Source organism: Streptomyces sp. NPDC091287 (assembly GCF_044768525.1).
Taxonomy (GTDB): Bacteria; Actinomycetota; Actinomycetes; order Streptomycetales; family Streptomycetaceae; genus Streptomyces.
Genome location: NZ_JBIVUV010000018.1, coordinates 82731 through 97886, shown reverse-complemented (window position 1 = coordinate 97886; position 15156 = coordinate 82731). Strand labels below are relative to the sequence as shown.

15 protein-coding genes and 1 pseudogene are annotated in these 15156 nt (G+C 72.8%); 10 read left to right on the top strand and 6 right to left on the bottom strand.

Annotated features, from left to right (window positions below; translation table 11 throughout):
• Window positions 1-15 precede the first annotated feature (15 nt).
• Together ACIQRW_RS28305 and ACIQRW_RS28300 are read right to left on the bottom strand one after the other, a co-directional pair.
• Complete coding sequence (locus tag ACIQRW_RS28305; RefSeq protein WP_403765253.1) at window positions 16-1116, bottom strand: hypothetical protein; 1101 nt, start codon at window positions 1114-1116, stop codon at window positions 16-18.
• 105 nt (window positions 1117-1221) lie between these two features.
• Window positions 1222-1803, bottom strand: coding sequence for a TetR/AcrR family transcriptional regulator (locus ACIQRW_RS28300; RefSeq protein ID WP_403765251.1), 582 nt, complete (start codon window positions 1801-1803; stop codon window positions 1222-1224).
• A gap of 192 nt (window positions 1804-1995) precedes the next feature.
• Here ACIQRW_RS28300 and ACIQRW_RS28295 point away from each other — a divergent pair, with 192 nt between their 5' ends.
• From ACIQRW_RS28295 to ACIQRW_RS28280, 4 genes are read left to right on the top strand one after another with little or no spacing between them, the layout of a single operon-like run.
• Complete coding sequence (locus ACIQRW_RS28295; RefSeq protein WP_403765249.1) at window positions 1996-2574, top strand: (2Fe-2S)-binding protein; 579 nt, start codon at window positions 1996-1998, stop codon at window positions 2572-2574.
• Window positions 2571-3563: an FAD binding domain-containing protein gene (locus ACIQRW_RS28290; RefSeq protein ID WP_403765247.1), complete on the top strand. Its 993-nt coding sequence runs from the start codon at window positions 2571-2573 to the stop codon at window positions 3561-3563. Before ACIQRW_RS28295 ends, ACIQRW_RS28290 begins: the two co-directional genes overlap by 4 nt.
• Window positions 3560-5713 (top strand): xanthine dehydrogenase family protein molybdopterin-binding subunit, encoded by a 2154-nt coding sequence (locus ACIQRW_RS28285; protein ID WP_403765245.1) that lies wholly within the window; start codon window positions 3560-3562, stop codon window positions 5711-5713. The genes ACIQRW_RS28290 and ACIQRW_RS28285 overlap by 4 nt, the downstream gene beginning before the upstream one ends.
• Window positions 5706-6863, top strand: a complete 1158-nt coding sequence (locus ACIQRW_RS28280; protein ID WP_403765243.1) for an XdhC family protein — start codon at window positions 5706-5708, stop codon at window positions 6861-6863. The genes ACIQRW_RS28285 and ACIQRW_RS28280 overlap by 8 nt, the downstream gene beginning before the upstream one ends.
• Here ACIQRW_RS28280 and ACIQRW_RS28275 read toward each other — a convergent pair.
• Window positions 6850-7539: a TetR/AcrR family transcriptional regulator gene (locus ACIQRW_RS28275; protein ID WP_403765241.1), complete on the bottom strand. Its 690-nt coding sequence runs from the start codon at window positions 7537-7539 to the stop codon at window positions 6850-6852. The two genes, ACIQRW_RS28280 and ACIQRW_RS28275, sit on opposite strands and share 14 nt — an antisense overlap.
• Before the next feature lie 152 nt (window positions 7540-7691).
• On the opposite strand from ACIQRW_RS28275, the gene ACIQRW_RS28270 reads away from it, so the two are divergent.
• Window positions 7692-9149, top strand: a complete 1458-nt coding sequence (locus tag ACIQRW_RS28270; protein WP_403765239.1) for an MFS transporter — start codon at window positions 7692-7694, stop codon at window positions 9147-9149.
• A gap of 20 nt (window positions 9150-9169) precedes the next feature.
• Here ACIQRW_RS28270 and ACIQRW_RS28265 read toward each other — a convergent pair whose 3' ends face one another.
• The gene (locus ACIQRW_RS28265; protein WP_403765237.1) at window positions 9170-9856 is read right to left on the bottom strand and encodes a DNA alkylation repair protein; all 687 of its coding nucleotides are present in this window, start codon (window positions 9854-9856) and stop codon (window positions 9170-9172) included.
• Between the two features lie 234 nt (window positions 9857-10090).
• Between ACIQRW_RS28265 and ACIQRW_RS28260 the strand changes: the two genes are divergently transcribed.
• Genes ACIQRW_RS28260 through ACIQRW_RS28245 form a run of 4 tightly spaced genes read left to right on the top strand, consistent with a single transcriptional unit; the run spans window position 10091 to window position 12330 of the window.
• Window positions 10091-10300, top strand: coding sequence for a hypothetical protein (locus ACIQRW_RS28260; protein WP_403765235.1), 210 nt, complete (start codon window positions 10091-10093; stop codon window positions 10298-10300).
• A 41-nt stretch (window positions 10301-10341) separates the two neighbouring features.
• Window positions 10342-11061 (top strand): class I SAM-dependent methyltransferase, encoded by a 720-nt coding sequence (locus tag ACIQRW_RS28255; protein ID WP_403765234.1) that lies wholly within the window; start codon window positions 10342-10344, stop codon window positions 11059-11061.
• A 13-nt stretch (window positions 11062-11074) separates the two neighbouring features.
• On the top strand, window positions 11075-11308 hold the full coding sequence (locus ACIQRW_RS28250; protein WP_403765232.1) for a CDGSH iron-sulfur domain-containing protein: 234 nt from the start codon (window positions 11075-11077) through the stop codon (window positions 11306-11308).
• Window positions 11305-12330, top strand: a complete 1026-nt coding sequence (locus ACIQRW_RS28245) for an iron-containing redox enzyme family protein (protein ID WP_403765230.1) — start codon at window positions 11305-11307, stop codon at window positions 12328-12330. The genes ACIQRW_RS28250 and ACIQRW_RS28245 overlap by 4 nt, the downstream gene beginning before the upstream one ends.
• 139 nt (window positions 12331-12469) lie before the next feature.
• On the opposite strand, the gene ACIQRW_RS28240 is transcribed toward ACIQRW_RS28245, so the two are convergent.
• Window positions 12470-13264 (bottom strand): SigB/SigF/SigG family RNA polymerase sigma factor, encoded by a 795-nt coding sequence (locus tag ACIQRW_RS28240; protein ID WP_403765228.1) that lies wholly within the window; start codon window positions 13262-13264, stop codon window positions 12470-12472.
• A 168-nt stretch (window positions 13265-13432) separates the two neighbouring features.
• Window positions 13433-13615 (bottom strand): annotated as a pseudogene (locus ACIQRW_RS28235) (HAD family hydrolase); the annotation flags it as partial.
• A gap of 191 nt (window positions 13616-13806) precedes the next feature.
• On the opposite strand from ACIQRW_RS28235, the gene ACIQRW_RS28230 reads away from it, so the two are divergent.
• Window positions 13807-15123 carry an acetyl-CoA carboxylase biotin carboxylase subunit family protein gene (locus tag ACIQRW_RS28230; RefSeq protein ID WP_403765226.1) on the top strand — a complete coding sequence of 439 codons (1317 nt, stop codon included), beginning with the start codon at window positions 13807-13809 and terminating at the stop codon, window positions 15121-15123.
• Window positions 15124-15156 lie beyond the last annotated feature (33 nt).

Sequence of the window (15156 nt, the reverse complement as noted above, 5' to 3'; positions counted from 1 at the left end):
GCGGGCAGTCCCTCCTCAGGAGCGGGTGGCGGTTCCGCAGCCCTCCTCGTCGCCTTCCCGCATACGCTCCTCCATCGACGTGCTCCGGTCGTACGGGTCGACCTCGGCACCGTCGCGTGCTTCGGCGTCGGTGCGCTCGGCGAGGAACGCGGGGGTCAGATAGCCGGTGTGGGTGTCGCAACCGCCGTTGGTGGTGTCCACCTTGTAGGAGACGAGGGAGAACGTCCCCGGCTCGATCACGATCTTCGCCGGGTCGTCCCAGCTCATCACCACCTCGCGGCGCACGATGGTGCGCGCGACCTCGTCGCTGTCCCCCTCTGCGCGCACGACCGGGTAGACGTAGGTGACGTCGGTGGACACCTGCACCGCACCGCGCTCGCCCTCCCGGAAGGTGACCCGGCCGCGGGTCTTGACCACGTCCCCGGCCGGCCGCACGTCGGAGGACCGGAAGCGGCTGAACAGCAGGAGCGGGTCGTTCTCGCGGTCGGGCGCGCCGAGCGCCTTCTTGAGGAAGCCCCGCACATCCGCCTGGTGCGGGTTGATCAGAGCGATGGCCCCGGTCGGCCGCTCGCCGCGCAGTACGGCGGGGTCGAGGCTGGACGCGGCGAGGAAGTCCCGGGTCTTCGTGAGCGCGTCCGCGACCTCCGCCCTGCTCATCCAGCCGGTCGCCCGTGGTTCGGGAAGGTGGATGCCCGCCGTTCCGTCGCTCCATCGCGCGGCCGGCGATCCCCTGAACGGCTCGTCCAGGGTGGGCGGCCGGTCCGCGGCCTCCTGCGCGGGCGCACCGGTCGGGCGCTCCGACTCCGCGGCGAGGGGCGTGGCGCTCGCACCGCCGTCGCCGTCGAACCAGCTGCCGATCCCCCAGGGGCCGACGGCCACGACCACCACGGCGACCGCGGCCGCCAGACCGAGCGCGGCCCAGCCCTTGCCCCTGCGCCGCCGGGCCGGCGTGTACGTCCGCCATCCCTCCGGCGGGCCGGACTCCTCCTGGAGCCGCTGCGCCACCATCCGGGCCCGAGCCGACGGCTCCTCGGGCGCCCCCCGGCCCCCGGCCTCGGCCTCCCTCAGGAAACGCTCCCACTCCTCGTCCGGTATGGACGCCCCGCCCTCGCTCAACTCACCGCTCCCGTCGCGTGGGTTGTGCTCGGTCCCTCCCCAGGCCCGAGCGCTGTCCGGGGCATCATCACACGGCCCGCCGACACCCGGTGGCGGGCGGTCCCGTCAGCGGCCGGGCGCCCCGACGCGCAGTCCGTCCATGACGAAATCCAGCAGCCGGCCGGCCCTCGGCTCCCAGTCCTCGCGCGGATCGAGCTGCCAGAGACCGGCGATGGCGAGGAAGAAGTCGTCCGGGGTCACCCCGGGGCGGACGACGCCGGCGTCCTCGCAGGCGCGGAGCAGGGCTCCGGCCGCCTCCATGACCGGGGTGGGGCCGGGCTTGGCGGGTCCGCCCGGCGCGCTGGTGACCAGCCGGATCGCGTCCGCGAGGCCGGCCTTGGTCATGGCGAAGCGAGCGAGGCGGTCCATCCACTCACGCAGGGCCCGTTCGGGCGGCCGCGTCCGGAGCAGCTCGCCCGCGGCATCGGCGACCTGTTGCATCTCGTAGCGGTAGACCTCCAGGACGAGGGCCTCCCGGTGCGGGAAGTTGCGGTAGAACGTGCCCTGCCCGACGCCCGCCTTCTTGGCGATCGCGCTCAGCGGGGCGTCCGCGCGCAGCGTCAGCTCGACCATGGCCACGCGCAGGATGCGCTCACGATTGCGCTGCGCGTCGAGACGCAGGGGGGCGTCCTTCTTCGGCTGGGACACGGATCCTCCTCGCGGGCTCGTGGCCGAAACCCGTCCTTGTTAACCGGACAGCTGTCCGTTACGTTTTTCCCGTGAACGGACAACAGTCCGGTTAGGGCTACCTTAGCGCCGGCCGCGTTCGCCGGACGCCGGATCGACCGGTCCCGGCCGGCGGTCCGATTCCTCGTCACCAGACACCAGAGAAGGCTGATCATGGCCCCAGCGACCTCGTCGACGTCCAGTGCGATCACCCTGAACATCAACGGCGAGAAGCACCACCTGCCCATCGACCACCGCACCACCCTGCTCGACGCCCTGCGCGAGCGCCTCGACCTCACCGGCACCAAGAAGGGCTGCGACCAGGGACAGTGCGGCGCTTGCACCGTCCTGGTCGACCGGCGACGCGTCGTCTCCTGCCTCAGCCTCGCGGTCGCGGCCGAGGGGCGCGAGATCACCACCATCGAAGGCGTGGCCGAGGGCGACGAACTGCACCCCGTCCAGCAGGCCTTCCTCGACCTCGACGGCTACCAGTGCGGTTACTGCACACCCGGCCAGATCTGCTCGGCCATCGCCGTCATCGAGGAACACGCGGCCGGCTGGCCGAGCGCCGTCACCGACGACCCGGGGCCCGGGGCAGGACCGCCACCGCTGACGCCCGAGGAGATCCGGGAGCGCATGAGCGGCAACCTGTGCCGCTGCGGCGCCTACGTCTCGATCGTCCAGGCCGTCGCCCGCGCCGCCGAGTCCCACGCCGAGGACCGTACGGCAGCCACGAAGGAGGCCGCCGCGTGAAGGAGTTCGGCTACCAGCGAGCCCACGACGTCACCGGTGCGGTCGCCCTCCTCGCCGCGGACACGGACGCGCGGTTCCTCGGCGGCGGCACCAACCTCGTCGACCTGATGAAGTCCGGCGTGGAGCGCCCCGCCCGCCTCGTCGACGTCCGCGAACTCCCCCTGGACCGCATCGAACCCACGGCGGACGGCGGTCTGCGCATCGGAGCGACCGTCACCAACAGCGATCTCGCCGCCCACCCCGAAGTCCGCCGCCACTACCCGGCGTTGGCCCAGGCCGTGCTGGCCGGAGCCTCTGGGCAGCTGCGCAACATGGCGACCGTCGGCGGCAACCTCCTCCAGCGCACCCGCTGCGGCTACTTCACCGACGTCTCCAAGCCCTGCAACAAGCGTGCCCCGGGCAGCGGTTGCCCCGCCGTCGCCGGTGAACACCACAACCACGCCGTCCTCGGCGCCTCCGACCACTGCGTGGCCGTTCACCCCTCCGACATGGGCGTGGCGCTGACGGCGTTCGACGCGGTGGTCTCGTACGAGAGCGCCGACGGGCCCGGCGAGACGCCGTTCACCGACTTCTACCTCCCCGTCGGAGACACCCCGCACCGGGAGACCGCCCTGCCGCCCGGCGCTCTGATCACCCACGTCAGCCTCCCCGCCGCGCCCGTCGCCGCCCACTCCCGCTACCGCAAGGTGCGCGAACGCGCCTCGTACGCCTTCGCCATCGGCTCCGTCGCCGCGGCGCTCGACATCGAGGACGGCCTCGTACGCGAAGCGCGCCTCGCGCTCGGAGCCGTCGCCTCCCGGCCCTGGCGCGCCCGCGCGGCGGAAGCCGTGCTGACCGGCGCACCGGCCGACGGCGCGACCTTCGCCGCCGCGGCGGACGCCGAACTGGCCGCCGCCCGGCCGCTGCCCGACAACGGATACAAGGTGACCCTCATGCGCAACCTCGTGGTCTCCGTACTCACCGAACTCGCCGGAAGGGACGCCCGATGACGACCACCACGCCGGGACCCCGGGCCGTGCGCGGAGCCGTCGGCGTCGCCCACACCCGCGTCGAGGGCCGGGACAAGGTCACCGGCGCGGCCCGCTACGCGGGCGAGATACCGTATCCGGACCTGGCCCACGGGTGGCTCGTGCTGTCCACGGTCACCCGTGGCCGGATCCTCGACGTGGAGACCGCCCCGGTCCTCGACATGCCGGGCGTGCTCACCGTGCTGCACCACGGCAACGCCCCGCGCCTGAACCTCGATTACGTCGGCATGCTCGGCACCCCGCCGGACCCGACCTGCGCCGTCTTCCAGAACGACAGGGTGCCGTTCGCCGGCTGGCCGGTCGCGCTCGTCGTCGCCGAGACCTCCGAGGAGGCCCGGGAGGCCGCCGAAGCGCTCGTGGTGACGTACGAGCAGGAGCCCCACGACACCACGCTCGTCGCCGGCCACCCGGACGCCTACCCCGCCGAGAGCCACATGCCCGCCGAGACGGAGAAGGGCGACCTGGAGGACCGGCTGGCCGCGTCCGCCCATGTGGTGGACGCGCGGTACACCACCCCCGAAGAGCAGCACAGCATGATGGAGCCGCACGCGGCGACCGCCCGCTGGGACGGCGGCCGGCTGGAGGTCGTCGACTCCAACCAGGGCGCCGTCTGGGTCCAGAGCGAGCTGGCCATGATGTTCTCGCTCGACGCCTCCTCGGTGCGGGTCCGCTCCGAGCACATCGGTGGTGGCTTCGGCAGCAAGGGCCTGCGCGCCCACCAGGTGTCCGCCGTGATGGCCGCCACCGCGCTGCGGCGCCCGGTGCGCGTGGTGCTGACCCGGCGGCAGACGTTCACCCTGGGCGGCTACCGCAGTCCCACCACCCAGCGGATCAGGCTCGGCGCGGCCCCCGACGGCCGGCTGCTGGCCCTGGAACACCTCTCGCTGAACCAGACGTCGACGGTGTACGAGTTCGTCGAGCCCAGCGCGGGCGTCGCCCGGGTGATGTACGACGCCGAGGCGCACCGCACCGGCAACCACGTCGTACGGCTCGACGTGCCGTCCCCGACCTGGATGCGCGCACCGGGGGAGGCCCCGGGGTCCTTCGCGATCGAGGCGGCCCTCGACGAGCTCGCCGTACGCGCCGGTGTCGACCCGATCGAACTGCGCCTGCGCAACGAGCCGGAGGTGGGCCCCGTCTCGGGGCTCCCGTTCAGCAGCCGCAATCTGGCGGCCTGCTTCCGCGAGGGCGCGCGCAGGTTCGGCTGGGCGGACCGCGATCCGCGTCCCGGCACCCGCCGCGACGGACGCTGGCTGCTGGGCACCGGCACGGCGGCGGCCTCCTTCGGCGCCGGGGCCGCCCCGTCCACCGCCCTGATCACGGCGGAGGCGGACGGTTCGTTCACCGTACGGATCACCGCCGCCGACATCGGTACCGGAGCCCGCACCGCGCTCACCCTGATCGCCGCCGACGCGCTGGAGACCGCACCCGAACGGGTCCGGGTCCGCATCGGCGACAGCGACTTCGGCCCCGCGATGATCGCCGGCGGTTCCATGGGCACCCGCTCCTGGGCCTGGGCCGTCACGGCCGCCGCCGCCGAACTGCGGGAGCGGCTCGCGGTGACCACGAGCATCCCCCCGGAGGGGATCACGGTGCGGTCCGACACCACCGAAGCACTCGGAAGCCTCGCGGCGAAGGAACGGCACTCCTACGGGGCGCAGTTCGCCGAAGTCGCCGTCGACACCGCCACCGGCGAGGTCCGGGTGCGCCGCATGCTGGGCGTCTTCGCCGCGGGCCGCATCGTCAATCCGCTCACGGCCCGCAACCAGCTCGTCGGCGGGATGACCTGGGGCATCTCCATGGCCCTGCACGAGGAGGCGGTCCGCGACCGGAACAGCGGCGGTCACTACGCCCCCGATCTCGCCGGCTACCACGTGGCCACGCACGCCGACGTCCCGGACATCGAGGCGGACTGGGTGGACGACCACGACCCGGACGACCCGGTCGGCATCAAGGGCATCGGGGAGATCGGCATCGTGGGCGCGGCGGCGGCCGTCGCCAACGCGGTCTGGCACGCCACCGGCGCCCGCCACCGGGACCTGCCGATCCGCCCCGACCGGATCCTCGCGGCGACGGTGCCGGACCCCGCCGGGGGAGCGGCGGATGCTTGACATCGCCGGCGAGCTGCACCGATGGATGGCGGAGGGCCGGGAGTTCGCCGTCGGCACCGTCGTCTCCGTCGGCGGCAGCGCGCCGCGCGGGCCCGGCGCGGCCCTCGCCGTCGACAGTGAGGGCACGGCCATCGGGTCGGTCTCCGGTGGCTGTGTGGAGGGCGCGGTCTATGAACTGTGCGCCCAGGCGCTCCAGGACGGCCAGACCGTGCGCGAACAGTTCGGCTACAGCGACGAGGACGCCTTCGCTGTCGGGCTGACCTGCGGCGGGGTCATCGACATCATGATCACGCCGGTCCGCGCCGACTCGCCGGAACGCGCGGTGCTCAAGGCCGCGCTGTCCGCAGCGGTCTCCGGCACGGGGGCCGCCCTCGCCCGGGTGGTGAGCGGCCCGGACGGGTCCCTGGGACGGGCGCTGCTCGTCCGCGCCGACGGTACGTACGAGGGCGGGCTCGGCGGGCGCCCGGAGCTGGACCGTGCGGCGGCGGCCGAGGCCTCGGCCCTGCTGGACGCCGGCCGCACCGGCACCGTCACCCTCTCCGAGGACGGGACGCACTGCCCCGGCGGGCTCACCCTGCTCGTCGAGAGCAGCGTGCCACCGCCCCGCATGATCGTCTTCGGCGCGGTGGACTTCGCGGCGGCGCTGGTACGGGCCGGGAAGTTCCTGGGCCACCACGTGACGGTGTGCGACGCCCGGCCCGTCTTCGCCACCCCGGCCCGGTTCCCCGACGCCGACGAGGTCGTCGTCGACTGGCCCCACCGCTATCTCCGGCGCACCCCCACCGACGGGCGCACGGTGCTGTGCGTGCTGACGCACGAGGCCCGGTTCGACGTGCCGCTGCTCACGGAGGCGCTGCGGATGCCCTCCGCGTTCGTCGGCGCGATGGGATCGCGCCGCACCCACGAGGACCGCGGGCGCCGGCTGCGCGAGGCAGGACTGAGCGACCGGGAGCTGGACCGCCTGCGTTCGCCCATCGGCCTGGACCTCGGAGCCCGTACGCCCGAGGAGACGGCCCTGTCCATCGCCGCGGAGATCGTGGCGGCCCGGCGGGGCGGCACGGGCCTGCCCCTGACCGGAGGCGCGGAGCCCATCCACCGGGAACCGCACCAGGAGTCCCACCGGGACCTGCGGGCCGTCAGCCGGCGCTGAGTCCGCCGCGGATCCGGTCGACGACGGCGGCGACGAGCTGGTCGAACTGCTCGTCCGCGGTGGGAAGGGACAGGGCGGCGGCCTCCCGCAGGGTGGGAATGTCGAGGCCGGCGTGAGCGGCGAGCCAGGTGTCGGGGACGAGCGTGTTCCGGTCGTCCCCGGCCCGGCCGGCGGGCCCGTCGACCACGATGGCGAAGGACATTACGAGCAGGGAGAGATGACGGTGCGCCGCGAGCGCCGCCGGGAGGTCCAGGCCGACGTCCCGCAGCAGCCGGAGGAACCGGTCCAGGTTGAGCAGGCGGTTGGGGTGCACCGAGGCCGGGGGCGTCTCCTCGTCCAGGGAGACCAGCAGGGCGCGGGGCCAACGGCGGTAGAGCGCGCGCAGGGAGCCCGCGTAGCCGGCGACGGAGGTCTCCCAGGCCGCGGGGTCGAGCGGGGGCGGGTTCCAGGAGGTCAGCATCAGGTCGACGGCCAGGCTGACGACTTCCCCGCGATCCTCGACGTAGTTGTACAACGCCCGCACGGTCACGCCCAGTTCGGCGGCGAGGGCCCGCATCGTGAGGGCCGGGAACCCTTGTGCGCCCGCCATCTCCAGAGCCTTGGCGGCGATGATCCCGCGAGTGAGGACGGGGCGGCCCTTGCGTGTGGCGGGTCGGCGGCGAGGCGTGGCAGGCATGGCGACAGCGTACGGCCCGCTTGAACTTCACACATGTTGACTTTAGTGATGGGTGGAGCCAGGCTGGCCATGTCACGAGCCGCCAGGGCTCGTTCGCCTGCTCTCGCCGTGCGGGCCGTCCACGCCCGTTCGAGCCCGGAGGCCGATTCCGCATGCCTGCTCAGAAGTCCCGACGCCTTCCGCCGCTGAGCGGGGTGCTGGTACTCGTGATGGCCTCCACGGGCCTGGTGGTCGTCGACCTGACGATCGTGGCCATCGGGCTCCCGCTGATCAGCGCCGACGTCGCGGACGGAGCCTCGGCCGAGTCCGTGGTGGTCACGTACATGGTCGCCATGGGCGCGCTCACCCAGGTCGTGGGAAGCCTGTCGGACCGCTGGGGCCGACGGACCCTGTTCCTCGCCGGGATCGCCGTGTTCACCCTGGCCTCCCTGGCCGCGACCGTGGCACCGGATCTGCTGTGGCTCAACGCCGCCCGGGTGGTCCAGGGGGCGGGAGCCGCCGCGATCATGGTGAACGGCATTCCGCTGCTCTCGGACCGCTATGAGGGTGAGGAACGCGACCTCGCGATCGGCGCCTGGGGCTCGTTCGCGACCGCGGCGGGCCTGCTCGCGCCGACCCTCGGCGGGGTGCTGGCCGAGACCTTCGGCTGGCGGGCGGTCTTCGCGGTCAACCTGCCCCTCGGCGTGGCCGCCTGGGTGCTGGCCGTACGCGTGCTGCCCCGCTCCCCGGGGGCGTCGGGGGCGGGGCGGACGGACTGGCTCGGCAGCCTGCTGCTCATGCTCGGCCTCGGCACGGCGACGCTGCTGATGCTCCGCCCCGCCGACGCACCCTGGTCAGGGCAGGAGACCGCGGTGCTGCTCACCGCCTGTCTGGCACTGTCCGCCTTCCTGGCCGTCCAACTCCGGGTGCCCGCGCCCACGCTGGAGCTCCGGATGTTCGCCCGGCCCGCGTTCTCCGGTGCCATGCTGGCCGTCCTGCTCAGCCGCGTCCTGACCATCGGCGGCTCGGTCTACCTGGTGCTGTACTTCTCCGACGGCCTCGGTATGGGCCCGACCGGGGCGGGCCTGCTGATGACCCCGATCTTCCTCGCCCAGATCGTCATGGGCCTGGTCGGCTCCAAACTGATCGGCCGCTGGGCACCCGGCCCGGTCATCGGCTCCGGCTACGCGCTCAAGGGCGTCGGCCTCGCCGCTCTGGCGTTGCTGATCACCCCCGACACCCCGTGGTGGGCGCTGCTGGTGCCGCTGCTCGCCTGGGGAGCGGGCGGCGGCATCGCGGGCGCACCCGTCATGGCCGTCGCCGTGCGGGTCACGGCCCCCGAACGGGTCGGCATGGTCGCCGGGACCGTCGCCACCCTCGCGTCCCTCGGCGCGGGGGTCGGCACCGCGGCGCTCGGCGCGGTCTTCACCCTCCACGGCGGCCACAGCGCCCAGGCGGTCACCGACGGCGCCCGAGCCGTACTGGGCGTCTCCGCGGCGCTCGCGGTCGTCGCCGTGCTCACCACCGTCACGCTCATCGGACCGCGCCGCGTCCCCGGCCCGGGCCCGACCCCTGCCCCGACCTCGGCCTCGGCGAAGGAAGGCGGCGATCCTTCGGCCGCCCGGACCTGAGGACCGCCGACGGCGTCAACTCAGGAGGCGTCCTGCCGGCGCACCATCTCGGCGATCCAGACGGGCGCGAACGGGGACGTGCAGCCCGGGGAGGTCGGATAGTCCTTGAGCACCTCCAGCCGCTCACCGATGCCGACGGCGCGGGCGCGGAGGCCGGGGTGGTCGATCCCGATCCGGGCCAGGCAGTGGTTCATCGCCCACTGCAGACGGTCCGGAGCGTCCTTCATCCGCGCCTCGATGACGTCGAGCAGCCCCGGGAGGTCGAGGGCCTCGGGCTTCTTCCTGACGCGCTCGGTGGTGAGCGCCCAGCCGGCGCTCTCGACCAGGGGGTCCGGGTCGGCGGTCCAGGCCAGGCGCAGCTCCTCGGCGTGCGGGTTCTTCTTCACCACGTAGTTCACGAGCCAGTCGTGCACCTTGGGCGCCCGGGCCTCACGCACCATGGCGTCCAGGGCGTCACGCTCGAACGCCTTCGGCTGGCAGATCAGCAGGGCCAGCAGCATCGCCGCGGTGTCATCCGTCTCCCAAAGTCGGCACGCGAGTTCCTGCCGCGTCTTCAGCCGCTTCGCGAGGGCACGCAGCTTTCCGAGGTTCACCCCGTGATCGTCGCCGTGCTTCTCGTTCACCGCGCGCGCCTTCGGATCCTCCAGCGCGGCCAGTTCGGCCATCACCTCGGCCACCGTCGCGTCGGCCGGTGTCTCCGCGGCCACCTCGGCCTCCTGTTGGTCCGCTCGTCCGTTCCCCTGCCGGCCGGAACGAGCGGATCCAGCGTACGACGGACCTCCGGCGCACGGCCGGCGTCCCCGGTGCGGCGAGCGGCGCATGTTTGGCGGGGCCGTTCGGGGTCACTCCAGTACAGCGGCGCGAGCCACCGGGAACAGACATGCCCGGGTAGCGGACCCTGAGGTGCGCGCCGGGGACGAGGAGACAGGAACCGATCGACGGTGGGACTCCCACTGACCGCACAGGAGGACACGATGCGTGACGTACGCAGGATCCTGCGGGCCAAGGTACTGAAGGCCCGCGGACTGGCCACGGAATCGGAGGGCAAGGCGCTCGACGACCAGGACCGCAGGGACGAGGGCCGACGCCGGCAGGCCGAGGCGCGCCGGCAGGAGCAGCAGGACAGGCCCGACGGGCGTCCCGGCCGTTGAACGGGCCAGGGGTTCGCGTACCCGAGGGCGAAGACGGCCCGATGACGCGGCAGATCCTGCCGGACGCGTCCGGCAGGGCCCGGCGGCCGGGCGCGGAAGCTCCACGGCCGGGCCGGGTCGTGCGGCTGCCCGGCGTCTACCGGCCACAGACCGACACCCTTCTCCTCGCCCTGGCCATGCGCCGCGAGGGGATCGGCCCGGGCACGGACCTGCTGGACCTCTGCACCGGGAGCGGCGCGCTGGCCCTGCACGGCGCCCGGCTCGGCGCCCGCGTCACCGCGGTGGACATCAGCCGTCGGGCCGTCGCGTCCGCGCGGCTGAACACCGCGCTCGCCCGCCTGCCCGTCACCGTACGCAGGGGTGACCTGCTCGGGGCCCTGCCCGGCCGCACGTTCGACGCCGTCGTCAGCAACCCCCCGTACGTTCCCGCCCCCGGTCTGTCGGTGCCACGGCACGGGCCCGGCCGCTCCTGGGACGCGGGCCCCGAAGGGCGGGTGATCCTCGACCGCATCTGTGACGACGCCTTCGCCGCGCTGCGCCCCGGCGGGCTGCTCCTGCTGGTCCAGTCGGGGCTGAGCCGCCCCGAGGAGACGGTCGGCCGGCTGTCCGCGGCCGGACTGGACGTCACCGTGACCGACCGGGTGACGATCCCGTTCGGGCCGGTCACCCGACGCCGGGCCGCCTGGCTGCGGGAGAAGGGTCTGCTGAGGGATCGGCTGGACAGGGAGGAACTGGTGGTGATCCGTGCCCGGAAGGAATGAGACGCCGCGACGTGTGGTGATGAACCGGGATGGCCCGATCCTGGTGGAAGGGCCGGTCGAGGTCGTGGGCGACGACGGTACGACGACCCGGTCCGACCGCTTCGCCGTCGCGATCTGCACCTGCCGCCGCAGCCGCGCCTACCCCTGGTGCGACACCAGCCACCGCCGCCGCAAGCCCGCCGCGCCCTCCGGGGCCCCGCCCGGCGACCGACAGCCCCAGGAGGGCGAGGAGGAGTCCCGACCGTGACGACCCCGGAAACCACCATCCACAGGAGCCCCGCGGCGTCTCCCGGACTTCCCCGGGCGCGCGGCCCCCTGAGCGAGAGCGTCCTCGCCGTGCTGGCGGGCGGCGGAGCCCCTCTGCCCGCAGCTGGCGCGGTCCGCCGCTCCGACCCGTACGGGGACGACCTCCAGCTGCTCCTGTACGTCCTGTACGAGCTCCACTACCGGGGCTTCGCGGGCGTGGACGAGCGCCTGGAATGGGACCCCGCCCTGCTCACCGTGCGCGCGGCGGCCGAGGACGTCTTCCTGGACGCGCTGCGCCGCGACAGCGGCCCCGGCGGGAAGGACGTGGCGGAGGCGGTCGACGCGCTCCAGCTGGAACCCGTGCGGGACGACGGCCACAGCGTCAGCCACCACCTCCGGCGGGACGGAGAGCTGTGGCAACTGCGCGAGTACGCCGCCGTGCGCTCCCTCTACCACCTCAAGGAAGCCGACCCGCACCTGTGGGTGGTGCCCAGGCTCCACGGCCGGGCGAAGGCGGCGATGGTCGCCGTCGAGTTCGACGAATTCGGCGCGGGCCGGGCCGAGGACATCCACGCGCAGCTCTTCGCCGACCTGATGACCGACCTCGGCCTCGACGCGCGGTACGGCCACTACCTCGACGCCGCGCCCGCCCAGGCCCTGGCCACCGTCAACCTCATGTCCCTCTTCGGGCTCCACCGGCGGCTGCGCGGCGCGCTCGTCGGGCACTTCGCCACCGTGGAGATCACCTCGTCCCCCGGGTCGAGGAGGCTGGCCGAGGCCCTGCGCCGCGCGGGCGCGGGCCCCGCCGCCCAGCGGTTCTACGACGAGCACGTGGAAGCCGACGCGGTCCACGAACAGGTGGTGCGCCACGAGGTGATCGGCGGCCTGCTGGAGGACGAGCCCGGCCTGGCGGCGGACGTCGTCCTGGGCATCGAGGCGACCGGCCACCTGGAAGACCTCCTCGGGGACCACCTGCTGGCGGCGTGGCGTGAGGGCCGCTCGGCCCTGCGCACACCGCTCTGACGCCCTGAGGAGGGGCGGGGCCGACTCAGAAGGTGACGTCGTCCGCGGCGAGGACCGTGACCGACGTGTCGCGCTCCACAGCGCCGTACGGACGGAGGGATCAGGACTTCGCTCACCCCCTGAGCCGGTCAGGGGCCCGTCACAGAGCTTGCTGGAGCACGCCGTCGCGCACGCGCTCGCAGGACTGGCTGAGCAGGCGCGACACGTGCATCTGGGAGATGCCCAGCTGTTCGGCGATCCGCACCTGCGTCATGTCCCGGAAGTAGCGCAGGTACAGGATGGTCCGCTCCCGCTCAGGGAGCCCCCGCAGCCCCGGCTTGACGGCCTCGCGGTCGATGGCGACGTTCAGCGCCTCGTCACAGGATCCCAGGCGGTCGGCCAAGGACGTTCCGCCTTCGACGCCCATGGGCTCCGCGTCCAGGGAGAGGGCGCTGTAGCTCTCCAGCGCCTGCATGCCCAGCAGCACGTCGTCCTCGCTGAGCCCGGTGGCGGACGCGACCTCGGCGCAGGTCGGGAACCTGCCGCCGATCTCCTGCGCCAGATCGCGCCGGGCCACCCGCACCCGGTTGCGAAGATCCTGGACGCGTCGGGGCACATGGACGTCCCACGTGTGATCGCGGAAGTGCCGCTTGAGTTCGCCGGTGATGGTGGGGACGGCATAGGTTTCGAAGGCCTTGCCCCGCAGCGGGTCGAAGCGGTCCACCGCCTTGACGAGCCCCATCGCGGCCACCTGCCGCAGATCATCCATGGATTCGCCGCGGTTGCGGAAACGAGAGGCGATCCGATGGGCCATCGGAAGCCACACACAGATCGTCTCGTCGCGCAACGCGGTCCGCTCCGGCCCCGGAGGAAGCTCCCGCAGCCGCTGAAACGCCTGGCCGGGCGATCGGGTGCCCGTGACATGGTCGGGCTCGGGGACGGCTGCTGCCTGCATGGTGGTCACTCCTCGTCGACGATGCGGTCGGGTCGCGCGGGAGAGGAACACCGGACCGGACAGACGCCGCCCGGAACCCCACGGGCGCACCTCTAGTCCTTAAGTACAAAACGTCCCATACCCGTAGAAATATAGTTAAACGTGATTGGCTGTCGCGCGCAGGCCGGCGTCTCCGATCAGCACGGCAGCCGGAGTCCGGCCCGAAGGGGCTGTCGCCGAGGTGTTCGAGCAGCTCGCCGGCTCCACGGGCTCGGGAGAGGGCTTGCCCCGGTCGCCGTCGTCCGAGCTCGCCGTGGCCCGGATCGCCTCGTCCGCGTCCACCGTCCGCCGCAGTGCCGCGAGCTCAGCCCCGCCCACCTTCACCGTGTACGCGGAGCTGATGTGCATCCTGCTGGGGCCACGGTGGGACCCCTAGCGGCCGCTCGATCAGATCACCGGAGCCGAGGCCGACCCACCCCGGCCCTCCTCGGGTGACCCCGTTTGAACACAGGCACACGGGTAGACGGCGCAAGTCCCTGCCGTCCGAACCGGAAGAAGAAGCCGTGCCGCGAGATCAGCGCAAGAACATCTTCGTCGTCGGAATGGACGAGGCGAACCTGCGAACGCTGGAGGCCGTTCCGGACGCCCGCCACCACCGCCTCCACCCCCTGCTCAGCATCAAGGAGTTGCAGGAGGACGAGACCACCGTCGACGAACTGCTGACCCGCGCCCGCGCCGTCCTCGACGCGCACGAGGGGGGCATCGACGCGATCGTCGGCTACTGGGACTTCCCCGTGAGCACCCTCGTACCCCTGCTGAGCAGGGAGTACGGCACGACGAGTACCAGCCTGGAATCCGTCGTCAAGTGCGAGCACAAGTACTGGAGTCGGCTGGAGCAGCAGAAAGTCATCGACGAACACCCCCGCTTCGGCCGGGTGGATCTGGACAGCGACGATCCGCGGCCGCCGGACGGCGTGAACTTCCCCATGTGGCTCAAGCCCGCCCTGGCCTACTCCTCCGAGCTGGCCTTCGGCGTCTCGGACATGACGGAATTCCGTTCGGCGGTCACGGAGATACGCGAGGGAATAGCCCGGGTGGGAAAGCCTTTCGAAGCCATACTCGATCTTCTGGAACTTCCGCCGGAAATGGCGGGGGTCGGCGGGCAGGTCTGTCTGGCCGAAGAGGCCATGACGGGTATCCAGGTGGCTGTCGAGGGATACGTCCACCGGGGCGAGGTCACCGTCTACGGCGTGATCGACTCGATCAACTACCCCGGCTCCTCGTCCTTCCTGCGCCACCAGTATCCGAGCACCCTCCCGGCCCCGGTGGTCCAGCGGTTGCACGAGGTCAGCGAACGCACCATGCGGCAGATCGGCATGGACGCGGCGACCTTCAGCATCGAGTACTTCTACGACCCGAAGACCGCCGACATCAGCCTGCTGGAGATCAACCCCCGGCACTCCCAGTCGCACGCGGAGATGTTCGACTTCGTCGACGGCGTGCCCAACCACCATCGGATGTTCCGGCTCGCCCTGGGCGGCGACCCGGCCCTGCCGCCCGGCGGCGGCCGCTACAAGGTGGCCGCCAAGTGGTACTACCGCTGGTTCGGCGAGGGCCGTGTCCACCAGGTGCCGACCGCCGAGGACATCGCCGCCATCGAGCGGGAGATCCCGGGCGTCCGGATCGACATGGTCCCCGCCGAGGGGCAGCGGCTCTCCTCGGTCACGGGCCAGGACAGCTACAGCTACGAACTCGCCCACATCTTCACCGGCGGGGACGACGAGGACGACCTGCGCCGCAAGTTCGACGCCTGCATCGCGGCCCTCGGCCTGAGCTTCGACGAGACGCGACCGGGCGGGCGCGGCCGGAATTCTTCGTGACGCCCCGGGTACCCGCCCCCACCGGACCCGATG